This is a genomic window from Pseudophaeobacter profundi, from assembly GCF_029697505.1.
In the GTDB taxonomy this organism is placed as follows: Bacteria; Pseudomonadota; Alphaproteobacteria; order Rhodobacterales; family Rhodobacteraceae; genus Pseudophaeobacter; species Pseudophaeobacter profundi.
In genome coordinates, this window is record NZ_JARJEF010000001.1 from 193,740 (window position 1) to 217,409 (window position 23,670).

The following is a 23,670-nucleotide window of genomic DNA, read 5'->3' on the forward strand; positions in this document are numbered from 1 at the left end:
GCGGCGCAATTGGCCTCATTTCGGGAAATCATTCCAGTTCAGCTCCACTCTATCGGGAGAGACCCATGTTCGAGACCCTCGGCTTTGAAGAGACAGGACCGCGCGCGGTATCAGTATATTTTGCCATTCTGCTTGGCCTTGGCTTTGGCGGCCTGGCGCAGCTGACACGGTTTTGTTTTCGTCGCGCCCTGGTTGGCGAGGATCGCCGCCAGGCGTCCGGGGTCTGGGCACTGGCACTGGCGGTTTCCGTGCTAGGCACCCAGGCAGCGGTTGCACAGGGATGGATCAGCTTTGACGGTCACCGGCTTTGGGCAGCCGAGCTGCCGATTGTCGCGATTGTTCTGGGTGGGGTGATGTTTGGTGTCGGCATGGTGCTGACGCGTGGCTGCATTTCGCGCCTGACCGTGCTGAGCGGCACTGGCAACCTGCGTGCCCTGCTTTGCCTTGTCGTCTTTGCCATCACCGCCCATGCGACGCTGAAGGGCGTGTTGGCACCGCTGCGCACGGGCCTGGGCGGCATGACCCTGCAGCTGGGCGACTATGCCAGTCTGGCCGCCCTGCCCGGCGGTGCGCCGTTGTGGAGCGCCCTTGTCGCCCTGCCCGCACTCTGGCTGGCGCTGCGATCGCAAAACTCTGGCCTCGCCCTCCTCGGAGGGGCCACGATAGGTGCGCTGGTGCCGCTGGCCTGGGTCACAACCGGCTTTGTGCTATATGACGAATTCGACCCCATCGCGATGGAGAGCCTGTCATTCACCGCGCCAATGTCCGAGACCCTGTTCTACACGATCGCTGCAAGTGCCGTGCCTGCGAGCTTTGGCCCCGGCCTGGTTGCCGGTGTTCTGATCGGTGCGCTGCTGGTCGCTCTGCTGCGGGGGGATTTCACCTGGCAAAGCTTTGACAGCCCGCGCCAGACCGGGCGTTATATGCTGGGTGCTGCGCTTATGGGTTTTGGCGGGGTTCTGGCTGGTGGCTGCACCCTTGGGGCCGGGCTTGCTGGGATGTCCACCCTTGGCCTCGCCGCGCCGCTAGCCCTGGGTGCCATTGCCCTGGGCGGCGTCACCAGCCATCATCTGCTGCAAAATGCACAGCGCACCGATGGCGCTAGTGAAGCCGTTTCTTCACCCGCCGCACCCCAAGCCAAACCAGGCCCACAACAGGCAGCGTGATCATCGCTGTCATCATCCCCTTGCTCAGCCCCAGCGCCAGGGCAAGGGGATAGGCCAGATAGGCCACCAGCGAGACCGCATAGTAGCTGATCGCCACCACCGACAGCCCTTCGACCGTATGCTGCAGCCGGAGCGCCTGATCGGCGCGCCGATCCATACTGGCCAATAGCGCCTGATTCTGGCCGCTGCGCTCTACATCGACGCGGGTTCGCAACAGCTCTCCGCCGCGACGGGCCCGGTCTGCCAGCCTGGCGATGCGCTTCTCGGTGGATTTCACCGTGCGCATGGCGGGCTCGTAGCGGCGCAGCATGAACTCTGCAAAGAGCTGAAACCCGCCATGGCGCTGCTCTCGCAGCAGGCCGATACGTTGATTGACCAGCGCCTCATAGGCGCCGGTGGCACCAAAGCGGAATTCACACTTCGCTGCCATCGCTTCCAATTCTGCCGAAACCGTCAAAAGCTGCGTCAGCGTCTGTTCCGGTGGTGCGGTGTCAGACGCCATCTCGGCCATCATGCCGCTGAGGTCGCTATCCAGGCGCCCAATCGGCGGCGCGAGGCTACGGGCGCGGGAAAACCCCAGCATCGACATCGCCCGGTAGGTTTCTATCTCGCAGACACGCTGCACCAGACGGCCGATACGCTGTGCCCCGGTCGTGTCATTGGCAAAGAGCGCAAACCGCATATGCCCAGCGGGATCAATGCGAAAATCCCCCGCGATCACCGCGCTGTTTTCCAGCACCTCGGCCACCGCCAGGCTTTCGGGGACAAACCAATCCTGCAGGGCAGTCTTGATGTCGCCATCCTGCGGCCGGGGCAAAACCCGCATCATCAGCGAGGTCACCCGCTGCCCCGGTAGCTGCTCTAGCCAGTCCTTGGGAAAAACGTCAAAATCCGCCGGATCAAAGGCACGGGCGCTGACGCCATCGCCATAGAGCGTATAGCTGACAAATTCGGTGTGCTGTTCCCATTTCAGCGCATGGCGCCCCAGCTGAGCCGAATGATGGGTCGCACCCGGCTTTGGATGCGCCGCACCGTGCCGGTCCAGCAATGCCGTCAGATGTGCCATATCAAGCGCGCGATCCCGGTGCACCGCCTGGCGCGGCTGCTTTACCGCAAGATAGATCACCGTGCTGGGACTTTGCATCGCCGGAAAGGGACGCGCGTGCAACTCATTTGCCAGCTCGTAACGCAGCGGGTGGTCTTGGATCGGGGGCATAAACGGCGTCTCCACTAACTTCCGAGACCATAGCGAGCGCAGAAGAACCTGTAAAGAATTCTTTCATTTCAACATGTTACCGGGGTACAATGGTATACAGCGCGCCCAACACCACAGGGAACCGGCTGGCATTACATGGGGCTCTGCCCCCGGCCTACGGCCGCCCCCGGGATATTTTCCGCCAAATGAAGCCATGGCGAACGCGCCCAGGTGGAGCGGAAAAAAGAAGGCGCGCCGGATTTCTCCGCCGCGCCTAGTCAGGGTGGAACCAGGTGCTAATCCTACTGGATCATGCCAAGGAGCTGATCCAGGGAGGCCTTGGCATCGCCGTAGAACATCCGGGTATTGTCCTTGAAGAACAGCGGGTTCTCGATACCGGAGTAGCCAGTGCCCTGGCCCCGTTTGGAGACGAAGACCTGCTTTGCTTTCCAGCATTCCAGAACCGGCATACCAGCGATGGGCGAATTGGGATCTTCCTGCGCCGCCGGGTTGACGATGTCATTGGAGCCAATGACGATTGCCACATCGGTTTCGAGGAAGTCCGCGTTGATTTCATCCATCTCCATGACGATGTCATAGGGCACCTTGGCTTCGGCCAGCAGCACGTTCATGTGGCCGGGCAGACGCCCGGCAACCGGATGGATAGCAAAGCGCACATTTTTGCCTTTGGCACGCAGACGCCGCGTCAGTTCGGCCACATTCTGCTGCGCCTGCGCCACCGCCATGCCGTAGCCGGGGATGATGATGACACTGTCAGCTTCTTCCAGTGCGGCTGCAACGCCATCGGCATCAATGGCCACCTGCTCGCCCTCGACCTCCATCGCGGGACCAGTGCTGCCACCAAAGCCGCCAAGGATAACGCTGATGAACGAACGGTTCATCGCCTTACACATGATATAGCTGAGGATGGCACCAGAGGAGCCGACAAGCGCGCCAACGACGATCAGCAGGTCATTGCCAAGACTGAAACCAATCGCTGCTGCCGCCCAGCCAGAGTAGCTGTTCAGCATGGAGACAACCACTGGCATATCAGCACCGCCGATGCCCATGATCAGATGGTAACCGATGAACAGCGCCGCCAGTGTCATCAGCAACAGCGGGACAACGCCACCTGAGTTGAAGTACCAGATCAGTGCAATCAGGGAAATCGCAGCGGCGCCCGCGTTCAGCATGTGACCGCCCGGCAGTTTGACCGCAGCAGAGGTCACCCGGCCTGCCAGTTTGCCATAGGCCACAACCGACCCGGTGAAGGTCACTGCGCCGATGAAGATGCCGAGGAAGAGTTCAACCCGTAGGATGGCCACTTCGACGCTGTCTTTCTTGGCCAGGAGCTTGGCAAAGCCGTCCAGCGCCTGCTTTTGGTCGGCATCCATGGCCATGACGCGACCCAGTTCGACATGGGCGATCACGCCCACAAAAACCGCCGCCAGACCAACCAGAGAGTGCATCGCCGCGACAAGTTCGGGCATCTGCGTCATCTGCACACGTGTTGCCAGCTGGTAGCCGATGACGCCGCCGCCTGCGATCAACAGGATAGACAGCAGCCACAGACCGGAGCCGGGGCCAACAAGAGTGGCAAAGATCGCCAGCGCCATGCCGGCAATGCCGTACCAGACCGCGCGCTTGGCGCTTTCCTGGCCCGACAACCCGCCAAGGCTGAGGATAAAGAGAACAGCCGCAACCACATAGGCGGCAGTGGTAAATCCATATTCCATCTCTGTAGCCTCCTTAAGATTTCTGGAACATGGCAAGCATGCGCCGGGTGACAAGGAAGCCACCAAAGATGTTGATCCCAGCCATAAAGACCGAGAGGGCTGCCAGCAGGATCACCAGGAAGCTGCCCGAACCGATCTGCATCAGCGCGCCCAGAATAATGATCGACGAGATCGCATTGGTCACCGCCATCAGCGGTGTGTGCAGGCTGTGCGCCACGCCCCAGATCACCTGGAAACCAATAAAGACCGACAGCACAAAGACGATGAAGTGCTGCATGAAAGAGGCAGGCGCGACCAGACCAACCGCAAGCAGCAAGGCACCACCGACGGCCAGCAGGGTCACCTGGTTCTTGGTCTGCGCCTTGAAGGCAGCCACTTCTTCGGCACGTTTTTGTTCTGGCGTCAGCTCTGGTGTCACCTCTTTGGGCTTGGCGGCAATTGCCTGCACCTTTGGTGGCGGTGGTGGGAAGGTGATTTCACCGGCATGGGTGACGGTGGCGCCGCGAATGACGTCATCTTCCATGTTATGATTGACCTGACCGTCCTTTTCGGGCGTCAGATCTGTCATCATGTGGCGGATGTTGGTGGCATAGAGCATCGACGCCTGCGCCGCCATGCGGGATGGGAAATCGGTATAGCCGATGATGGTCACGCCGTTTTCCGTGACGATCTTTTCGTCCATCACGGTGAGCTTGCAGTTGCCGCCCTTTTCCGCCGCCAGGTCAACGATGACCGAACCGGGCTTCATCGCCGCGACCATCTCTTCGGTCCACAGCTCTGGCGCTTCGCGGTTGGGGATCAGCGCGGTGGTGATGACGATATCGACCTCTGGCGCCAGTTCCAGAAACTTGGCCAGCTGGGCCTCGCGGAATTCGGGGCTGGAAACGGAGGCATAGCCGCCGGAAGAGGCACCATCCGCCTGGTCTTCCTCGAAATCGAGATAGACAAATTCGGCCCCCATGCTTTCGACCTGCTCGGCCACTTCGGGGCGCACGTCAAAGGCCAGGGTAATCGCGCCGAGGCTGGTCGAGGTGCCAATGGCGGCCAGACCGGCAACACCGGCCCCTACCACCAGAACCTTGGCTGGGGGCACCTTGCCCGCCGCCGTGATCTGACCGGTGAAGAAGCGGCCAAAGTTGTTGCCCGCCTCGATCACCGCGCGATAGCCCGCGATATTGGCCATCGACGACAGCGCGTCCATCTTTTGTGCCCGGCTGATACGCGGCACCATTTCCATGGCGACAACGCTGGCGCCCTTGGATTTGGCCAGTTCCAGCCCCTCTTCATTGCCACCAGGGTTGAAGAAGGAAATCAGCGTCTTTTTTGAGTTCAGCCGCTTCAGCTCAACCTCGTTTGGCTGGCGCACCTTGGCAATGATGTCAGCCGTCTTCCACAAGCCAGCAGCGGTTTTGATGATTTCGACACCAGCCTCGGCATAGGCTTCGTCGCTGAATCCTGCCAATAGCCCCGCGCCGCTTTCAATGGCACAGTCGTACCCCAGTTTCTGCAGCTGACGCGCAGAGTCTGGCGTCATCGCAACCCGCGCCTCGCCGTTGATCACCTCTTTGGGTGTTCCAATTTTCACCTTTACGGTCCCCCTCGTCCTGCCCGTCTCGGCACTTGCTGAGTACGGATCGAAAAAATAATGACTATCCTGCGCAACATATTTGCGCAACCATTACGCCGCGACGCCGCATATCGCTGCCGCGCTGCCGCATTTCTGCACCACTCAACAAAAGTGGCACGGATTCTTCAACCGGCCCAGATCATTCACCGCGAGGCTTGGCCCGGATTTTCGCCCCTGCCTGACATGACAGTCGCCCGACCATGACCCGGATCACAGCCAGCGCCGGACCTTTTGCTCATAGCGCGCCCAATCGGCGCGAAAGACGCGGCGCATTCTGTTTTCTTCGGGCAGGATAAAGCGTTTTTCCAGGATCCAGGTCAGCACCGGGATCAGGGGCAGCGCCAGCACCGCATCAAAGTAGAGGATAAGCCCCGCCAACACCATCACATCGCCCAGGTAGATCGGGTTGCGACTGCGGCTGAAAATCCCTGATTGCACCAGCTTGGCAGGGGTCGCATGGGGCAGCACCGTGGTTTTCTGGCGGCGCAGTTCCACCACGGCCAAGGCCATCAACACCAATCCGCCACCAACCAAGAGCCCGCCCAGCAGATCTGCCAGGACCGGCCCAAAGCCGAGCCCCATTGGCAAGAACCGCGCCTGCCCCCAAGCCAAGGCGATACCGGCACCTAACCAGACTGGCGGCAAATCTATCCACTTCATTTCATGTTCTTTCGAAGAGGGCCAAAGCCCGCCAGAGTAATGATAACTTTCCGCCACCCTCCCCGCATCGCGTGGGAAGGTCCAGCATTTCGCCTTGGATGCGCACAATAAAAGAACAGGTTGCCCATTGTTTGGGGGGATATCACAACGTCGTTCCCGGCAGGCCGCATCTGCATGCAACCATCAGGCCTTGTGTCCCTGTGTCGAGGCAAAAACGTACTACTCCCATTCCATTTCTTCAAAGACACGGCCCGCGTTCTTTGTTGCCAGTTCATCAAAGGTATCCAGCCCGCGCCAGGCCTCTTGGTCGACATAATAGGCGCCCGCCAGATCGCCGCCCTCGTCGATATGCGCGCCGACTTTTGCCCGCAAGTCAGCCAGATAGTCATAGGTATAGCGCCGCAACTGCGCCAGGTTGGTTGGATGGCCATGGCCGGGGATCACATAGGTCGGCGCAAGGGGTTCCAGCTTGTCGACCCAGGTTTCCATCCAGCAGCTGGTGCAGGTATGGGGAAAGATCGGCAGCATACGTTCATGAAAGGCGATATCGCCGGCGATCATGATCTGCCACTGCGGGATCCAGACCTGAGTGTCCCCCGGATCATGCGCCGGACCAAGATGCAGCACCTGGATATCAACCCCGCCAAGGATGACCTCATAGCTGTCAGCGAAGCTCAGGTTGGCAGGCTCTACCCGGGTGTCGCCCGCGCGATCACCGTTGTAGGACTGCATACGCTGCAAGATGAAATCGCCATTTTTCTGTACCTCGGCAATCGCATCCTCATGCGCCAGGACATCAACCCCCAGATCGCGCCAATAGCCATTGCCCAGCATCGCATGGCCCTGGCCATTTTCATTGATCACCAGCACCACGGGCTGACCCGTCTCAGCCTTGATCTCGGCATGCAGCGCCGCCGCCAGCGCATTGGATGCCCCGGCATTGATTACCACAACACCTTCGCTGGTCACGATAAAGGAGAGGTTGTTGTTATGGCCTGCATTGTCGTACCCGGGCGGTGCAGTGGCACCGATGGCCGAAAACACATGCGGGATGACCTCAACCGGTTTGGAATAAAGCTCTGACTGCGGGTATTGATCCGCAATATCTTCGCTGGCCAGAACCGAACTGGCCAGGCTGGCAACGGCCAGCGCTGCAAACAGCGGTGTTTTCATAAGGGACCTCCCAAGGATTTAACCTGATACACCCAAATTATTCACACCTATGAATATGATTGTAAATGCCAAAATCTCCAGCCGCAAAAGGGGCGGATCACCACTTTGACGGAACGGCGCACTTGCGCAAGCAGGCTCCGCCGATAACCTGTCCGAAACAGGAGGAGAACATTATGGATCTGAACGGAAAACACGCATTGGTCACAGGCGGCGGCACTGGCATCGGGTTGGCCATCGCCAGGGCGCTTGCCGACCAGGGTGCCCAGGTCACCATCACCGGACGTCGCCAAGAGGTCCTGGAAGAGGTCGCCACCAAAGGCCTGCATCCCATGGCTATGGATGTGCGCGATGAAGATGACATCATCGCCAAGGTTGCCGCCGCCGTTGACGCCCGCGGCCCCATTCAAATCTGTGTCGCCAATGCCGGCATCGCAGAGGGCAAGTCGCTGCACAAGACCTCGCTGGATTTTTGGCGCAACATGATGTCGACCAATCTCGACGGTGCCTTTCTGACCATACGTGAATGTCTGAAATCCATGCACCAGGCCGACTGGGGCCGCATCATCACCGTGGCCTCTATTGCCGGACTGCGCGGCCTGAAAGGCGGTGCCTGCTACAGTGCCAGCAAACATGGCATGATTGGCCTGACCCGCGCCCTGAGCGAAGATTACATGGGCAGCCAGATCACCGCCAACGCGCTCTGCCCCGGCTATGTCGACACCCCGATCGTGGACCGCAATATCAGCTCTATCGCCACCCGCGCCGGCATCAGCGAAGAAGAGGCTCTGAAGGTCATGGTCAATGCCAACCGTCACCAGCGCCTGATTGAACCCGAGGAAGTCTCGGCGGCGGCCCTGTGGCTCTGTGGTCCCGGATCGCAGTCAATCAACGGCCAGACCATCGAGATTGCCGGTGGGCAGACCTGATGAACCGCGCAGAATTCAATCGTTTCTGCGCTACCTTTCCAGCCGCTGAACATGTGGTTCAGTGGGGCAATTCCGATGTCTGGAAAGCAGGCGGCAAGCTTTTTGCCCTCTGCGGCTGGGCCGATGGCCGCGATGCCTTCACCTTCAAAGCCGGAGAGATCGCCTACGAGGTATTGCAAGAACGCCCCGGCGTTCGCCCCGCGCCCTATCTGGCCTCGCGCGGGATGAAGTGGCTGCAGCAGTTTGATGCCAACGGGCTGGACGACGCCGAATTGCGCGACTGCATTGCCCTATCCTATCAGCTGGTGACGGCCGGGCTGTCAAAACGCAAACGCGCCGAACTGGGTATTCCTGACCCACAGCCTGCCCCGCCACAGAAGGAACCCTAGCATCTGGGCACTGGACAGCCTCATTTTGATCGGATACGAAATACAAAAGCTTTAAGCTTGAAGCATTGATATCAGCCCCGGGGTTTCCGATGACCGATTTTGCCGCCACCAAAAAAATGTTCGATCTACCCGAAGGGGTGATCTACCTTGATGGGAACTCATTGGGCCCGCTGCCAAAGGCAACCAAAGACCGCGTTGCCTCGATGATCGAGGACGAATGGGGCAAGCTGCTGATCACCGGCTGGAACAAGGCGGGCTGGATGCAGCAGCCCAACTCCATCGGTGATCGCATCGGACGGCTGATCGGCGCCGAAGCGGGCCATGTGATGATGGGCGATACCCTGTCAATCAAGGTCTATCAGGCCGTCGCCTCAGCGCTGGAACTGAACCCTGGCCGCCGGGTGGTGCTGTCGGACAGTGGCAACTTCCCCTCGGATCTATATATCGTGCAGGGGCTGCTGAAATCGCTGGGCGATGACTACGAACTGCGTGTGGTGCCGCCGGAAGAGGTCGCCGACAATATCACCGATGACCTGGCTGTCTTGATGTTGACCGAAGTGGATTACCGATCGGGGCGCAAGCACGACATGAAGGCGCTGACCGCAAAGGCCCATGAACAGGGCGTGGTGACAGTGTGGGATCTGGCCCATTCGGCCGGCGCGCTGCCGGTGGATCTTGCCGGGTGCAAGGCCGATTTTGCTGTGGGCTGTTCTTATAAATATCTCAACTCCGGCCCAGGTGGCCCCGCCTTCATCTATGTGGCGCCGCGTCATGTGGACAAGGCCCGCCCCGCCCTGTCGGGCTGGCTGGGACATGAGGCACCTTTTGCCTTTGATCTTGACTACCGTCCCGGCACCGGCATTGAACGCATGCGCGTTGGCACCCCGCCAATGATCCAGCTGGCGGCGCTTGATGCCTCTATGGATATCTGGGATCAGGTCGACATGCAGGCGCTGCGGGCACAGTCTATCGCGCTGTGTGATCGCTTTATCGCCGGGATCGAGGCCAGCTGCCCCGAGCTGGTGCTGGCCTCGCCACGGGATGGCTCTGGGCGCGGCAGCCAGGTCTCCTTCGCCTTTGAACAGGGCTATGCCGCGATGCAGGCGGTGATCGCGCGCGGCGTTATTGGCGATTTCCGCGCCCCCGACATCATGCGCTTTGGCTTTACCCCGCTCTATATCGACGAGGCGGATGTTGATGCGGCTATCGCCATCATTGCAGATGTGATGAACAACCGCCTGTGGGATGTGCCTGAATACAAAATCCGCGCGGCCGTCACCTGATGATCGCGCCCCTGACACAGGCCCTGCCCCTGTGCCGCCCCTTTGGTTGGGTGGCGCTTTGGCGTCGCCTGGCCCAATGTGGCAGACTGAACAGGCGGGTTTTCTCCTTTTCCTGAGCTAGTATTCAATTCAGAAAAAGGAGGAATCCCATGAGCGATTCCAAGACACCGACCCCCGGCTGCCCCTTCAACCCTGCAGAAGATGGCGCCCAGATGGATTTTGATGGCCGCATGTCCTACGGCGACTATCTGTCGCTTGATGCGCTGCTGAGCGCACAAAACCCCAATAGCGATACCCATGATGAAATGCTCTTCATCATCCAGCACCAGACCTCTGAGCTGTGGATGCGGCTGGCGATCCACGAATTGCAAGCAGCGCGCGATCGCCTGTTGCAGGGCGAGATGCGTCCTGCCTTCAAGATGCTGGCGCGGGTGGCGCGTATTTTTGAGCAGCTCAATTCCGCCTGGGATGTGTTGCGCACCATGACGCCGTCGGACTACACCGCCTTTCGCGATGCCCTGGGGCAGAGTTCAGGCTTTCAGTCGCATCAGTACCGGCTGATCGAGTTCATGCTGGGCAATCGCAACATAGCGATGCTGAAACCCCATGCCCATCGCCCCGATCTGGTGGCACTGCTGGAAGCCGAACTGGCGCAGCCCTCGCTCTATGATGTGGCCCTGCGGGCGCTAAATGCACGTTTTGCCCTGCCCGAGGCGGTGATCAATCGCGATCTTTCGGCCCCCTATCAGCCCTCGCCCGAGGTAGAAGCCGCCTGGTCCGAAGTCTACCGCGCCACGGAAACCCATTGGGAGCTTTATGAGCTGGCCGAGAAACTGGTTGATTTTGAAGACTATTTCCGCCGTTGGCGGTTCAACCATGTCACCACGGTGGAACGGGTGATCGGCTTCAAGCGCGGCACTGGCGGCACCGGCGGCGTGAACTACCTCAAAAGGATGCTGGAGGTGGAACTCTTCCCCGAGCTCTGGCACCTGCGCACCAGCCTGTAGGACAGCGGCCACGACGGGGGGCTCCCGCCCGTCTTACGGCATCAAAATGCCGCATCCCGTTGGGCCCGGCGCCGCGCTTTGCGCGGCGCTGCAGCGCGGGATCAGACCGGGGCGTCAGGCGATATCAGCGCCTGGGCACAAAGTGCCGCATAGGTTTGTACGCCAGCGCGATAGGCCTCATAGCTCTGGGAGGTGTGTTTGATGCCTTTCAGGCAGGCACAAAACAGGCGCGCCAGCGCATCGGGGTCGCAGGTCAGAGCGGCACGCCCCTGCCCGGCTTCATCGGTCAGCCAGGCGGCATACAGTGCCTGCAACTGCGCCTCGCCCTCTTCGATCATATCCCCCGCCACGTTCATGCCCGCCTCGAACAGCTCCATCCCATGCGCCGAGGACATCATGGCCTCCATCGTGGCACCACCATGGGCGGCAAAGGCGCGGGCCAGCCGGTGATGCAGGCTGCCTTCCCCCTCCAGGGCGGCGCGGATGTCGCGCCGCGCCTCAGCATAGTAACTGTCAACCAGCGCGCGAAAAATCGCCTCTTTGTTCTTGAACCGCAGATAGAGCGCCGGACGTGACATGCCGGCGCCGCGCGCTATGTCATCCATCGACGTCTTGCGAAACCCATAGGCAGAGAACCCCGCCCAGGCTGCCAAGAGTATGGCCTGTGTTTTGGTATCAGCAGTTGAAACTCTCATAGGCGCGGTTCTGACAGTTACAGGTCTTTTTGTCAATTGACAGAGTGACAAAAGGTATGCATTTTGTCAGCAATGTCACTCGGATCCAGCAAGAGGCCAGTCCCATGTCAAAAACGCTCCGTATCAATGGCAAGACCCATGAGGTGGATCTGCCCGATGATGTCCCCCTGCTTTGGGTGCTGCGCGATGAAATTGGTCTGACCGGCACAAAATTTGGCTGCGGCGTGGCCGCCTGTGGCGCCTGCACGGTGCAGGTGAATGGTGAGGCGATGCGATCCTGCCAGCTGAGCCTGGGCGATGTCGAGGGCGACGTGACCACCATCGAAGGGCTTGGAACGCCAGACAACCTGGCCAAGATCCAGCAGGCCTGGGTGGCGCATCAGGTGGCGCAATGTGGCTATTGCCAGTCTGGCCAGATCATGCAGGCCGCCAGCCTGCTGGCGGAAAACCCCAGTCCCAGCGACGAAGACATTGATGATGCGATGCAGGGCAATCTGTGCCGCTGCGGCACCTATCCGCGCATCCGCGCTGCCATCCATTCCGCCGCCAAAATGATGCAGGAGGCCTGACCCCATGGCCAGCTTGAAAAAAATCGCCCGCCGCAGTTTCCTTGTCGGCTCTGCCGCGATTGTCGGGGGGGTTGCCTTTGGCACCTTCAAATACCACCAGCCCGCCCCCAACCCACTGCAACCGGGCGCGGGCAAAGCCATCCTGAACCCCTTTGTTTTTGTAGATCAATCCGGGGTGACCCTGATCGCGCCACGGGCAGAAATGGGCCAGGGGGTGCGCACTTCCTGGGCGGCACTGATCGCCGAAGAGCTGGATGTAGACCCCGCTGCCGTCACCGTGCTGCATGGCCCTGCCGCCAAGGCCTATTACAACAGCGCCATGATGGCCGAAGCCCTGCCGGGGCGCGGATATGATGCCAGTGATTTGAAGCACTCTCTGGGGCAGATTGTCGGCAATTTCTCTAAATTCCTTGACCTGCAGGTGACGGGGGGATCGTCGTCGATGAAGGACGGGTTCACCCGGATGCGCCTGGCAGGCGCCAGTGCGCGGGAAACTCTGAAAGAGGCTGCAGCACAGCAGCTTGGCGTCGCCCGCGCCCTGCTGGAAACCAAAGACGGGGTTGTGCTGGCCCCGGGCGGGGTTACGCTGGCCTATAGCGAACTGGCAGTGGCCGCCGCTGATGTTGAAGCCCAAGAGGCAGAACTGCGCCCTGCAGCACAGTGGAAATACATCGGCAAACCTGTTGCCCGGATTGATATGGTGGAAAAGATCACCGGCACCGCCACCTTCGGCCTTGATACCCGGATCGAGGGGATGAAATTCGCCGCCATCCGGCAAAACCCGCACTATGGTGCAGCGATGCGCAGCTTTGATGCCTCGGCCGCCAAAAGCATGGCCGGTGTCGAAGAGATCCTCGATCTTGGCGATGCGGTGGCGGTGGTTGGCACCAACACCTGGCTGGCGCAACAGGCTGTGGATGCCATCGAGGTCGACTGGGCACCTGCGAACTACCCCGAGACCACCGAGGCAATCTTTGCCGAGATTGCCGCTGCCTTTGACGACAGCCCAAATTCCACCCTGCGCGACGATGGCGATGTCGATGACCTACCCGAGGGGGCGGAGCTGTTGGAGGTTGAGTACCGCCTGCCCTATCTGGCCCATGCCACCATGGAGCCGATGAATGCCACTGCGCTCTATACTGGTGACAGTCTGGAAATCTGGGCCCCGAACCAAGGCCCGACCGTGGTGCAAAAAGCCGCCGCCGATCTTAGCGGGCTGGAGGCTGAGGCAATCACCGTCAACACCACCTATCTGGGGGGCGGCTTTGGGCGGCGCATCGAAGTGGACTATACCAACCTGGCGGTGCAGATCGCCCTGCAGCTGCGCGGCATCCCGGTGCAGCTGACGTGGTCACGCGAAGAAGATATGCGCCACGACTATTTCCGCCCCGGTGCCATTGCTCGCTACCGTGCCGCCGTCAAGGATGGCAAGGCCCTGATGGTGCATGGTAAAATCGCCGCGCAATCCACCACTCAGGAAGGTGCTGGCCGGATGCTGGGGCTGCCCATGTCCGGCCCCGACAAGGGCCATGTGGACGCCGCATTCAACCAGCCCCTGGCAATTCCAAATTTCCGCGTCGAGGGCTATCTTGCGAAACCAATGATCCCGGTTGGCTTCTGGCGCTCAGTAGCGGCCTCGTTCAACGGCTTCTTTTCCGACACAATCATCGACGAGATGGCCCATAGGGCGGGGCGTGACCCGCTGGAATTCCGCCTGGAGCTGGCCCGCGCCGAATGGGAACCTGCCGCCCAGGTGCTGGAGCGCGTGCGCGACATGTCAAGCTGGAGCGGCGAAACCCCGGCAGGCGTCGGGCGCGGAGTCGCCCTGGCCTACAGTTTTGGTACCCCGGTGGCGCAGGTGATAGAGGTGGCCGACCGAGACGGCGACATCGCCATCACCAAGGCCTGGATTGCCGCGGATCTTGGCCTGGCCATTGATCCGCGCAACATCGAGGCGCAGCTGTTTGGCGGTCTTGCCTATGGGCTCTCGGCGGCCTGTTTTGGCGAAATCACCTTTGCCGACGGGATGGTAGAACAGGAAAACTTCCCTGATTACGACGCACTGCGCATGCCCAGCATGCCGCGTGTCGAGGTCGCCGTACTGGAAAACCAGAAACACATGGGCGGCGCGGGCGAACCCGGCACCCCGCCAGCGGCACCTGCATTGGCCAATGCGATTTTTGATCTCACCGGGGACCGTGCCCGTGAATTGCCCCTGAACAAGCGTTTTAGCTTTGTATGAACCATTCAGCACCCACTGGCATGCTGCGGGCCGCCAGTGGGTGCTGGGGGCACCAGTTCCCAGACTGGCCCGTGTCAGGTCTTATCCGGTGGCAGAATGCCGGGGGGGCAACAGGCTGCCGGCCTGCCAGCTGCGCACCGCATCACCAAAGGCCTGAAACAGCGGTCGTGAGACCGGATCATTGGCCGCATCCCATTCGGGATGCCACTGCACCGCCAGGGCGAAACCCGGCGCATCCTGCACATAAATCGCTTCCGGGGTGCCATCGGGGGCATGCCCTTCAACCACGATCCGCGCGCCCGGCGTTTTGATCCCCTGACCATGCAGGCTATTGGTCATCACTTCGGCAGCGCCAAAGATTTCGTTGAAGACCCCGCCTGGGGTCATCTTGACCGGATGGCGCAGGGCAAATTTTTCCTCTAGCGAGCCATCAGGCGGCATGCGATGGTTCATCCGGCCGGGCAGATCGCGAATTTCAGGATAGAGCGTGCCCCCCATGGCGACATTCACCTCTTGAAAGCCGCGACAAATCCCCAGGAAGGGCTGGCCGCGTTCCACACAGGCACGCACCAGCGGCAGCACGATGGCATCACGCGCCCGATCAAAGGCCCCATGCGCCGCCGTTTCATCCTCGCCATATTCGTTGGGATGCACATTGGGGCGCCCCCCTGTCAGCAAAAAGCCATCAAAACTGTCAAGCAGTTCATCAACCGACAGAAAGCGTGGGTCAGAAGGAATCAACAGCGGCATGCAGCCCGCCACTTCGGCCACTGCCTCGGAATTCATTGTCCCGCCTGCATGGGCCGGATACTGATCGTTGAGCAGATAGGAATTGCCGATAATACCGACTTTGGGACGCGCCATGGGGACTCCGAGATAAGATGCAACAGCATAAAACTACGGCCTCCCCCCAGATCCCGCAAGCGCGCAAAGCGCGGGCACCCGCGCAGGCGGTTGTTCAATTATGCACGACCAGCACCTGACAGCCGGCTTTTGCGCATTCCTGCCCCCGCAGAAATTTACCCAGACGGGACCCAGACATGCAAACAGGGCGCAGCATGCTGCAACGCTCTGTCTCTTTCTTTCTGCGCGGCCTGGATCAGCTTTCGCCGGTCAGGCCAGCCGCCGCGATCCCGGCGAGGGCCGCAACCACATCATTGTCAGAGGTATCGCCGGTTACACCAACAGCGCCGATCACCGCACCGCTGTCGTCACGGAGCAAAACGCCGCCGGGCACCGGAATGACCTGGCCGCCGTAGACTCCGTTCACCGCTGCCATGAAATAGGGCTGCGCCTCGGCCCGCGCCATCTGGGCGCTGCCCGGCATGCCCAGCATAACCGCGCCATAGGCCTTGCCATGAGCAATGGCAAAACGCCCGGGCGCTGCCCCATCTTCGCGGGCAAAGGCCTGTGCATGGCCACCAGCATCCAGCACCACAACGGAAAGCGGTTTGAAATTCATCTCGCGTCCCTTGGCCAGGCTGGCGTCAATAATCGTCAGGGCTGATTTCAGCGAAATTGTCATTCTCTTGTCCCTCTTGTGATCAGGCCTGCTGGCTCAGTCAAAACAGGGGCAGGATCACGCCCTGCCCCTGTTGCTCTGTCAGATCGGCCGCCCTAGCCTGCCGCCGCCTTCAACTCCAGGCGGCGGGCATGCAGCACCGGTTCTGTATAGCCCGAAGGCTGCACCCGCCCCTTGAACACCAGATCGCAGGCAGCCTGAAAGGCAATACCGTCAAAGCCGGGGGCCATCGGGGTATAGCTGGCATCGCCTGCATTCTGTGCATCCACCACAGCGGCCATTTTTTGCATCGCCGCCATCACACGTGTCTCGTCCACCACCTCATGATGCAGCCAGTTCGCCAGCGCCTGAGATGAGATCCGGCAGGTGGCGCGGTCTTCCATCAGACCAACATCATTGAGGTCGGGCACCTTGGAGCAGCCAACGCCCTGATCCACCCAGCGCACCACATAGCCCAGAATGCCCTGCGCATTGTTTTCAACCTCATGGCTGATTTCGTCCTTCGACAGGTTCTGCCCCTGCATCACCGGAATAGTCAGCAGATCTTCCAGCGTGCCACGCGGGCCAGCGGCGCGCAGCGCATCTTGGTGCGCCAGCACGTCAAACTGGTGATAATGGGTGGCATGCAGCGTCGCGGCCGTTGGCGAAGGCACCCAGGCGCAGGTCGCGCCCGCCTTGGGATGGCCGATCTTGGTGGCCAGCATTTCGCCCATCAGATCAGGCATGGCCCACATGCCCTTGCCGATCTGGGCCCGCCCCTTCAGGCCGCAGGCCAGACCGATATCCACGTTGCGATCCTCATAGGATGCGATCCAGGCGGTGCCCTTCATCTCGCCCTTGGGCAGCATCGGCCCTGCCTCCATCGAGGTATGGATTTCATCGCCGGTGCGATCCAGGAACCCCGTGTTGATAAAGGCTACCCGCGATTTGGCAGCGCGGATACATTCCTTGAGGTTCACACTGGTGCGGCGCTCTTCATCCATGATGCCGATCTTGACGGTATTGGCCGGCAGGCCCAGCGCCGCCTCGACGTGATCAAAGATACGGCAGGCAAAGGCCACTTCTTCGGGGCCGTGCATCTTTGGTTTGACCACATAGACAGATCCCTGCACCGAATTGCCACCTTCCGCCTGCAGGTCATGCATGGCGATCATCACGGTGATCATCGCATCCAGGAATCCCTCACCGGCTTCGCGGCCTTCGCTGTCCAGAACTGCCGGGTTGGTCATCAGATGGCCAACATTACGCACCAGCAGCAGGGACCGCCCCTTGAGGCTCGCAGCCTCCCCGCCGGCAGTGGTATAGTCGAGATCGCTGTTCAGCACCCGGGTAAAGCTCTTGCCGCCCTTGGTGACCTCTTCGGCCAGGTCCCGCTTCATCAGGCCCAGCCAGTTGCGATAGGCGACAACCTTGTCTGCGGCATCCACACAGGCTACGGAATCTTCGCAGTCCATGATGGTCGACAGCGCGGATTCCAGCGTGATGTCGTTGATCCCCGCCTGATCGGTCGCGCCGATATTGCCAGCCGCATCAATTTCAACAATCGCATGTAAGCCGTTGTTCTTCAAAATCACCCGCGTCGGGGCCTCGGCCGCGCCGACGTGACCGGCAAATTGGTCGGCCGCCTTCAAGGCAGGCATCAAGGCGCCATCAACAACAGACAAGCCGGTGATGTTGCTCCAGGAACCGGTCTCAAGCGGGAATGTTTCATCCAGAAAGCTGCGACCCCAGGCAATCACCCGATCACCGCGTGCCGCATCATAGCCGCCGCCGCCAGGCAGATCGCCCATGGCATCCGTGCCGTAGAGCGCATCATAGAGCGAGCCCCAGCGCGCATTGGCGGCATTCAGCGCAAAACGGGCATTGGTGATCGGCACAACCAGCTGTGGCCCCGGCGTTGCGGCGATCTCGGCATCCACATTTGACGTGTCGATCTCGAAATCATCGCCTTCGGGCAGCAGATAGCCAATTTGGCGCAGAAAATCCGTATAGGCTTCAGCATCCTGCGGCGCCCCCAGATGCGCGATGTGCCAGGCATCAATCTGCCCCTGAAGATCCTCACGTTTGGCCAGTAGGGCGCGATTTTCATCCCCCATGCCATTGACCAGACCGGACAGCCCGGCCCAGAAATCCGCTGCCTGAACACCGGTCCCCGGCAAGGCTTGGCCTTCAATGAACTCTGCCAGCTCGGATGCGACCTGCATCCCCTCGATATTGCGCATGTCGTTCATCAAATCCTCCTTCACGGGTTGTCACTGTGGTTTCCCGGATACAGGAAAAGTTTCCTATCGGCAACATATGCGGTAATATTATTTTACCAATTAAGGGGAGGCTGTTTCAAGTTATTCTTGCAAATCGCCGCCAACTTCAAATCCGACAGGTAAATCCCGTTGGGTTTTACAGTGTTTTGGCCTGACATCTGCTTGCCCGGCTCTGCGCCATTGCCTACCACTGGAACACGCCATGACCACAGGCACCGCCCTGGCTGCCCCTGGTCCCGACAGATGAGGACAGCACGATGACGGCCGATTTGACCCAGACACCGCAACAGACCGCCGAAACCTTCTACCTGAAGGATTACACCCCCTTTGGGTTTGAGGTCGAAAGCGTTGAGCTGACCTTCAAACTGGCGCCCAGCGCCACGCGGGTTGTCAGCAAGATTTGCTTTATCCCCAAACCCGGTACGCCAGACCCACGGTTCTTTCTGCATGGTGAAATGCTCAAGCTGATTTCGGCCAGGATCGACGGTGTTGATGTTGCCCCGACAGTTACCCCCGAAGGTCTGACCTGCGATGTGCCGCAACAGCGCTTTGTCTGGGAGGCAGAGGTCGAAATCGATCCGGCTGGCAATACCGCACTAGAAGGGCTGTATATGTCAGGTGGCATGTATTGCACCCAATGCGAAGCCGAGGGCTTTCGCAAGATCACCTATTACCCCGACCGCCCCGATGTGATGTCCATCTTCACCGTGCGGATCGAAGGCGATGAAGAGGTGATGCTGTCCAACGGCAACCCGATTTCCAAATCCGATGGCCTTGCCGTCTGGCAGGACCCCTGGCCCAAACCGGCCTATCTTTTTGCGCTGGTTGCCGGTGATCTGGTCAATCACCCCGACACGTTCACCACCAAATCCGGCCGCAAGGTAGAGCTGAACATCTGGGTCCGCCACGGTGACGAGGACAAATGCGCCTTTGGCATGGAGGCGCTGAAGAAATCCATGACCTGGGATGAACAGGCCTATGGGCGCGAATATGACCTCGATATCTTCAACATTGTGGCGGTGGACGATTTCAACATGGGCGCGATGGAAAACAAGGGGCTGAACATTTTCAACTCCTCCTGCGTGCTGGCCTCGCCTGAAACCTCTACGGATGCCAATTTCGAACGGATCGAAGCGATCATCGCGCATGAGTATTTCCACAACTGGACCGGCAACCGCATCACCTGCCGCGACTGGTTCCAGCTCTGCCTGAAGGAAGGGCTGACAGTGTTTCGCGACTCGCAGTTCACATCCGATATGCGCTCTGCCCCGGTAAAGCGGATATCGGATGTCATCGACCTGCGCGCCCGCCAGTTCCCCGAGGACCAAGGCCCGCTGTCACACCCGGTGCGCCCCGAAGAGTTTCAGGAAATCAACAACTTCTACACCGCCACCGTCTATGAAAAAGGCGCCGAGGTGATCGGCATGCTGAAACGCCTGGTGGGGGATGCGGACTATTCAAAAGCCGTGGATCTCTACTTTGAGCGCCACGACGGGCAGGCCTGCACGATCGAAGACTGGCTGAAGGTTTTCGAAGACGCCACGGGCCGCGATTTGGGCCAGTTCAAACGCTGGTACAGCCAGGCCGGCACCCCACGCCTGACAGTGGCAGAGAGCTTTGCGAATGGCACCTATACGCTGACCTTCGAACAGAGCACCGCGCCGACGCCCGGCCAGCCGGACAAAGACCCGCGCGTCATCCCCATTGCGGTGGGCCTGCTGGGTGCCAATGGCGACGAGATACGCCAGACGCAGGTTCTGGAAATGACTGAAGCCAAGCAAAGTTTCACCTTTGAGGGGCTCGCCACGAAACCGGTTCCGTCCATTCTGCGCGAATTTTCAGCGCCGGTGATCCTGGAGCGCGAGACATCAAATGCCGAACGTGCCTTCCTGCTGGCCCATGACACCGATCCGTTCAACCGCTGGGAAGCAGGCAATGCACTGGCCCGCGAGGCGCGTGTTGCCATGGTCCTGGAGGGGGCAGCCCCTGATGCAGACTATCTGGATGCGCTGACCAAACTGCTGCGCGACGATACGCTGGATCCCGCCTTTCGCGCCCTGATCCTGCAGCCGCCCAGCCAGTCCGACATCGCCCAAACCCTGCATGAGCGCGGCCATACCCCCGATCCGCAAAAGATCTACGACGCCGCCGAAACCCTGGCTCAGACCCTGGCGCAGCAACTGGCCGACAGCCTTCCCCGGCTCTATGCCGACACCACCGTGACCGGGGCCTATACCCCAGATGCGGTCAGTGCCGGCAACCGGGCCTTGAATGCCCGCATCCTGACCCTGCTGACCCGGCTGGATGGCGGCGAACAGGCGGCGCGCCAGTATGAGACGGCCGACAATATGACCCAGCAATACAGCGCTCTGGCCAATCTGATGAAGGCGGAAAAAGGCACGGTGCAGTCCCAGGCCTTTTTTGACCAATGGCAGGACGACCGGCTGGTGATGGACAAATGGTTTGCGCTGCAAATCGCCATGGCCGTGCCAGAGGCAACCGCGCGTACGGCAGCACAGTTGACCCGGCATCCGCTGTTCACCCTGAAAAACCCTAACCGGTTCCGGGCGGTGATGGGTGCGCTGGCGGGCAATCACGCGGGCTTTCACCACGCCAACGGTGCAGGCTACCAGCTTTTGGCCGACAATCTGATCGCGCTGGATGGCCTGAACCCGCAGACCACTGCCCGCATGTGTACCGCCTTCCAGAGCTGGAAGCGCTATGACAACGACCGCCAAGCCTTGATCGCGGCGCAGTTGCAGCGCATTCAGACCACCGCCGGGCTGAGCCGCGACACCAACGAAATGGTCAGCCGTATCCTGGATGCCTGACCCCTGCGCCCCGGTCCTTGGCCCGCCACAGCAGGCCAAGAACTTACCCCTGCCTCCCCCCGCGCTTCACTTTCGGCGGCAGGGGCGCTCCTTCGGGTTGGCACTGGCGCTTGCGGGCTGGCTGGCATTGCTGGGCATCGGGGGTGTTGCGGCGCAGGTCTCACCCTGGATTCTGAGCGGTCTTGCCCTGCCCTGCCTGCCGGGGCTTTGGGATCTGTGGCGCAATCCCAGCTCTGGGTTGACGGTTGGCGCGGGCAAGATCCGCTGGCATGTCGCGCAAAAGGCCGCTGGGGTTGCCCTGTCCGAAGTCGCGCTGCTGCGGCTGGATCGGCGCTGGGACCTATCCTACCACGCCACCCTGGTGCTACACAGCGGCGCCAAGCTGCGCCTGCCACAACCGGCGCTACCCCCTGTTCAGGCCCTGAAAACCAGCCTTGCGGCCCATGGCATAGCCTGCCAGCGCCACCTTTTCAGCAGTCTCTAGATCTGCCGCTTGCGGGCAGGCAGCCCTGCGCGCGCCCAGCCCGTCGCGCCTGCCCGCAAGCAACTGTCCCAGATCGTCCAGAGACTGCCGCAGCATTTCCCCAATTCGTGGCAGCAATCTCCCCATCCCTGCCACGATTGCGCCGCATTACACCGGCAGTTTGCCCTCCTACAGATCAGTCGCCAACCTGCAGGATGTTGCATGTTCAAACCTCACGACCCCATGTGGACGCGCCTGTCCAGACTGCAACGCGAATTCCCCGCTTGGATCTCCTCCCGCCTGACAACTAAGCTGCCCCCCCGTACAGCCACACTCCCCCCGCATCAGAGCGAGGCAGAGCAGCAGAAGATCCTGCAACGCGCATGCGCCCAGTCCTGCGACACTGACGACCAGACAACCGCCCTGAAGGCCGATAGCCCCGGCACGCCTGCGGCAGATGTGCAAGCTGCCGAATCCGATCTGGCCACCTTTGCCAAGGTTCTCTTGATCCCGGTTTGCACCGACAGCCCCGCCACCCGCAGCCGCCTTGCACTACAGGACAAGGGCCAGTTCCTGGCCCGGCAGGACCGCTGGGCCGATTTGTCCAAGATGATCCGCAGCGCAGATCAACAGCACCGCCGCACCGAAGGTGGGCTGCCCGAGGCCGATCTTCTTGCCTGTGGCGCCCGCGCCGATGTGGTCAACGCAGTTGATCACGCCCTGCAGGAACCCAGCGACAAGACTGGCCCCAATGGCGAAGATCGCATCCTCATAGAGGGGGTCATGGCGCTGGAAGCCCTGCGGCGTGAACATCGCCATGACGCCTATCTGACCGCGATTGTTGCCCTGGCCCATATCGACATTGCCTGGGTTTGGCGCAGCACCATCACGTCAGCCGCATCCCAGGCCGACGACGGCCCGCGCCGCGACACCGGTTCCGCTGCCGCCCTGGCCGCGGACAGCACCACGGCAGCGACGCCCCTTTCCGGCCTCAGCTCAGAGGCCCACCTGCGCCGGGCCACGGCCCATTTTGAGCGCGCTGCCGCCCTGCTGGCCCCGCTGCAGGCGCAAATCCAGAACAGCGCCTTCTTATCGGCCGCCCATTGCGCGCTTTTTGCCGGCCAGAGCGCCGCAACGCTGCAGGTCGCGGATGCCTATGCGGTACTGATCGACCAGGACCCGAACAACCCCCGCCCGATGCGCGCGCTTGGGGCACAGATGCTGCCACGCGCCAACGGATCCTATGCAGCACTGGAACTGGAAGCCCGGCGCACCGCTGCGCGCACCCAAGGCATCTGGGGCGCAGGCGGCTATACCTGGGTCTATTTTGATGCCATGGCGATTGACGATCGGGCCTGCGCCCGCGTCGATACAAAGTTTTTCCTGGAGGGGATGCAGGACATCCTGAATGTGGATTCCAGCCAGGAAATGGTAAACCTGCTTTCGGCCTATTGCGCCATCACCTTATCGCAGGATGCAGGCCGGAAATCAGATCAAAACGCCAAAAAGAACCGGGCGCAGATTGCCAAGGCGGCGCGCTGGCTGATCCGCTCTCATCTGCATGAGCTGCACCCACTGATCTGGGCCCATGCCTGCGCAGGCTTTGACAACAACGCCCATGTCGCCTCTCTGCGCCGCTTTGCCACCCAGGGCCAGGCCAGGGCCTTGCACTGCATTGCCGAGGTGTTTCGCGACGAACTGGAATGCGGGCACAAGATCGCCTTTACCCCGGATGGTATTGACCTACTGACCTGAAAACCGCGCAAACACGCCACACCAAAGACCGGCCCTCCCAAACCGGCCCGTCGGGCAGGATCGGATGAAACAGGCATACCGGCCGGGAAACTCCCGGCCCTTGCTCTGGCTGCGCGGTTTGCTCTGTCTACGCTGGCCGCGCTGTCGCGGGGGCATTCTTCGGACCCGGT

At 60.9% G+C, this 23,670-nt stretch carries 19 protein-coding genes; 10 read left to right on the top strand and 9 right to left on the bottom strand.

Annotated features, from left to right (window positions below):
- The first annotated feature begins 65 nt into the window (after positions 1–65).
- The gene (locus tag P2081_RS00925; RefSeq protein ID WP_278920999.1) at positions 66–1,166 is read left to right on the top strand and encodes a YeeE/YedE family protein; all 1,101 of its coding nucleotides are present in this window, start codon (positions 66–68) and stop codon (positions 1,164–1,166) included.
- Here P2081_RS00925 and P2081_RS00930 read toward each other — a convergent pair.
- From P2081_RS00930 to P2081_RS00950, 5 genes are all read right to left on the bottom strand, one after another.
- On the bottom strand, positions 1,102–2,382 hold the full coding sequence (locus tag P2081_RS00930; protein ID WP_278921000.1) for a DUF3422 family protein: 1,281 nt from the start codon (positions 2,380–2,382) through the stop codon (positions 1,102–1,104). The genes P2081_RS00925 and P2081_RS00930 overlap by 65 nt on opposite strands.
- A 281-nt stretch (positions 2,383–2,663) precedes the next feature.
- A complete protein-coding gene (locus tag P2081_RS00935) occupies positions 2,664–4,097 on the bottom strand; it encodes an NAD(P)(+) transhydrogenase (Re/Si-specific) subunit beta (protein ID WP_278921001.1) in 1,434 nt (477 codons plus the stop codon).
- A gap of 13 nt (positions 4,098–4,110) precedes the next feature.
- Positions 4,111–5,682, bottom strand: coding sequence for a Re/Si-specific NAD(P)(+) transhydrogenase subunit alpha (locus P2081_RS00940; RefSeq protein ID WP_278921002.1), 1,572 nt, complete (start codon positions 5,680–5,682; stop codon positions 4,111–4,113).
- A 252-nt stretch (positions 5,683–5,934) separates the two neighbouring features.
- Entirely contained in the window at positions 5,935–6,384 is a 450-nt protein-coding gene (locus tag P2081_RS00945; protein WP_278921003.1) for a methyltransferase family protein, read from the bottom strand.
- 219 nt (positions 6,385–6,603) lie between these two features.
- Positions 6,604–7,557, bottom strand: coding sequence for an MBL fold metallo-hydrolase (locus P2081_RS00950; RefSeq protein WP_278921004.1), 954 nt, complete (start codon positions 7,555–7,557; stop codon positions 6,604–6,606).
- A 173-nt stretch (positions 7,558–7,730) separates the two neighbouring features.
- On the opposite strand from P2081_RS00950, the gene P2081_RS00955 reads away from it, so the two are divergent.
- The 4 genes from P2081_RS00955 (at position 7,731) to kynA (ending at position 11,162) form a co-directional block, all read left to right on the top strand.
- Complete coding sequence (locus P2081_RS00955) at positions 7,731–8,483, top strand: SDR family NAD(P)-dependent oxidoreductase (protein ID WP_278921005.1); 753 nt, start codon at positions 7,731–7,733, stop codon at positions 8,481–8,483.
- Positions 8,483–8,872 (top strand): MmcQ/YjbR family DNA-binding protein, encoded by a 390-nt coding sequence (locus tag P2081_RS00960; protein WP_278921006.1) that lies wholly within the window; start codon positions 8,483–8,485, stop codon positions 8,870–8,872. Before P2081_RS00955 ends, P2081_RS00960 begins: the two co-directional genes overlap by 1 nt.
- A gap of 89 nt (positions 8,873–8,961) precedes the next feature.
- On the top strand, positions 8,962–10,155 hold the full coding sequence (gene kynU / locus P2081_RS00965) for a kynureninase (RefSeq protein WP_278921007.1): 1,194 nt from the start codon (positions 8,962–8,964) through the stop codon (positions 10,153–10,155).
- 149 nt (positions 10,156–10,304) lie between these two features.
- Complete coding sequence (kynA, locus tag P2081_RS00970; protein ID WP_278921008.1) at positions 10,305–11,162, top strand: tryptophan 2,3-dioxygenase; 858 nt, start codon at positions 10,305–10,307, stop codon at positions 11,160–11,162.
- A gap of 101 nt (positions 11,163–11,263) precedes the next feature.
- Here the strand turns inward: kynA and P2081_RS00975 are convergent, their stop codons facing one another.
- Complete coding sequence (locus P2081_RS00975; protein WP_278921009.1) at positions 11,264–11,857, bottom strand: TetR/AcrR family transcriptional regulator; 594 nt, start codon at positions 11,855–11,857, stop codon at positions 11,264–11,266.
- A 104-nt stretch (positions 11,858–11,961) separates the two neighbouring features.
- Between P2081_RS00975 and P2081_RS00980 the strand changes: the two genes are divergently transcribed.
- Positions 11,962–12,426: a (2Fe-2S)-binding protein gene (locus P2081_RS00980; RefSeq protein ID WP_278921010.1), complete on the top strand. Its 465-nt coding sequence runs from the start codon at positions 11,962–11,964 to the stop codon at positions 12,424–12,426.
- A gap of 4 nt (positions 12,427–12,430) precedes the next feature.
- Complete coding sequence (locus P2081_RS00985) at positions 12,431–14,668, top strand: xanthine dehydrogenase family protein molybdopterin-binding subunit (protein ID WP_278921011.1); 2,238 nt, start codon at positions 12,431–12,433, stop codon at positions 14,666–14,668.
- Positions 14,669–14,749: 81 nt separating this feature from the next.
- Here P2081_RS00985 and P2081_RS00990 read toward each other — a convergent pair whose 3' ends face one another.
- The 3 genes from P2081_RS00990 to P2081_RS01000 all read right to left on the bottom strand — a co-directional run bounded on the left by P2081_RS00990 (position 14,750) and on the right by P2081_RS01000 (position 18,421).
- A complete protein-coding gene (locus P2081_RS00990) occupies positions 14,750–15,532 on the bottom strand; it encodes a gamma-glutamyl-gamma-aminobutyrate hydrolase family protein (RefSeq protein ID WP_278921012.1) in 783 nt (260 codons plus the stop codon).
- Between the two features lie 235 nt (positions 15,533–15,767).
- Positions 15,768–16,193 carry a GlcG/HbpS family heme-binding protein gene (locus tag P2081_RS00995; RefSeq protein WP_278921013.1) on the bottom strand — a complete coding sequence of 142 codons (426 nt, stop codon included), beginning with the start codon at positions 16,191–16,193 and terminating at the stop codon, positions 15,768–15,770.
- A gap of 92 nt (positions 16,194–16,285) precedes the next feature.
- The gene (locus tag P2081_RS01000; protein ID WP_278921014.1) at positions 16,286–18,421 is read right to left on the bottom strand and encodes a malate synthase G; all 2,136 of its coding nucleotides are present in this window, start codon (positions 18,419–18,421) and stop codon (positions 16,286–16,288) included.
- A gap of 287 nt (positions 18,422–18,708) precedes the next feature.
- Between P2081_RS01000 and pepN the strand changes: the two genes are divergently transcribed.
- The 3 genes from pepN (at position 18,709) to P2081_RS01015 (ending at position 23,500) form a co-directional block, all read left to right on the top strand.
- The gene (pepN, locus tag P2081_RS01005; RefSeq protein ID WP_278921015.1) at positions 18,709–21,282 is read left to right on the top strand and encodes an aminopeptidase N; all 2,574 of its coding nucleotides are present in this window, start codon (positions 18,709–18,711) and stop codon (positions 21,280–21,282) included.
- Between the two features lie 97 nt (positions 21,283–21,379).
- Positions 21,380–21,766: a hypothetical protein gene (locus tag P2081_RS01010; RefSeq protein ID WP_278921016.1), complete on the top strand. Its 387-nt coding sequence runs from the start codon at positions 21,380–21,382 to the stop codon at positions 21,764–21,766.
- Between the two features lie 201 nt (positions 21,767–21,967).
- Positions 21,968–23,500 (top strand): hypothetical protein, encoded by a 1,533-nt coding sequence (locus tag P2081_RS01015; RefSeq protein WP_278921017.1) that lies wholly within the window; start codon positions 21,968–21,970, stop codon positions 23,498–23,500.
- The last annotated feature ends 170 nt before the right edge of the window (positions 23,501–23,670 follow it).

Excerpts from the sequence above, each read along its gene's own strand:
- P2081_RS00980 (WP_278921010.1), top strand. The coding sequence starts at position 11,962 with ATGTCAAAAACGCTCCGTATCAATGGCAAGACCCATGAGGTGGATCTG.
- kynA (WP_278921008.1), top strand. The coding sequence starts at position 10,305 with ATGAGCGATTCCAAGACACCGACCCCCGGCTGCCCCTTCAACCCTGCA.
- P2081_RS00990 (WP_278921012.1), bottom strand. The coding sequence starts at position 15,532 with ATGGCGCGTCCCAAAGTCGGTATTATCGGCAATTCCTATCTGCTCAAC.
- pepN (WP_278921015.1), top strand. The coding sequence starts at position 18,709 with ATGACGGCCGATTTGACCCAGACACCGCAACAGACCGCCGAAACCTTC.
- P2081_RS00945 (WP_278921003.1), bottom strand. The coding sequence starts at position 6,384 with ATGAAGTGGATAGATTTGCCGCCAGTCTGGTTAGGTGCCGGTATCGCC.
- P2081_RS00960 (WP_278921006.1), top strand. The coding sequence starts at position 8,483 with ATGAACCGCGCAGAATTCAATCGTTTCTGCGCTACCTTTCCAGCCGCT.
- P2081_RS00930 (WP_278921000.1), bottom strand. The coding sequence starts at position 2,382 with ATGCCCCCGATCCAAGACCACCCGCTGCGTTACGAGCTGGCAAATGAG.
- P2081_RS01015 (WP_278921017.1), top strand. The coding sequence starts at position 21,968 with ATGTTCAAACCTCACGACCCCATGTGGACGCGCCTGTCCAGACTGCAA.
- P2081_RS00995 (WP_278921013.1), bottom strand. The coding sequence starts at position 16,193 with ATGACAATTTCGCTGAAATCAGCCCTGACGATTATTGACGCCAGCCTG.
- P2081_RS01000 (WP_278921014.1), bottom strand. The coding sequence starts at position 18,421 with ATGAACGACATGCGCAATATCGAGGGGATGCAGGTCGCATCCGAGCTG.
- P2081_RS00950 (WP_278921004.1), bottom strand. The coding sequence starts at position 7,557 with ATGAAAACACCGCTGTTTGCAGCGCTGGCCGTTGCCAGCCTGGCCAGT.
- kynU (WP_278921007.1), top strand. The coding sequence starts at position 8,962 with ATGACCGATTTTGCCGCCACCAAAAAAATGTTCGATCTACCCGAAGGG.
- P2081_RS00925 (WP_278920999.1), top strand. The coding sequence starts at position 66 with ATGTTCGAGACCCTCGGCTTTGAAGAGACAGGACCGCGCGCGGTATCA.
- P2081_RS00935 (WP_278921001.1), bottom strand. The coding sequence starts at position 4,097 with ATGGAATATGGATTTACCACTGCCGCCTATGTGGTTGCGGCTGTTCTC.
- P2081_RS00985 (WP_278921011.1), top strand. The coding sequence starts at position 12,431 with ATGGCCAGCTTGAAAAAAATCGCCCGCCGCAGTTTCCTTGTCGGCTCT.
- P2081_RS00975 (WP_278921009.1), bottom strand. The coding sequence starts at position 11,857 with ATGAGAGTTTCAACTGCTGATACCAAAACACAGGCCATACTCTTGGCA.
- P2081_RS00955 (WP_278921005.1), top strand. The coding sequence starts at position 7,731 with ATGGATCTGAACGGAAAACACGCATTGGTCACAGGCGGCGGCACTGGC.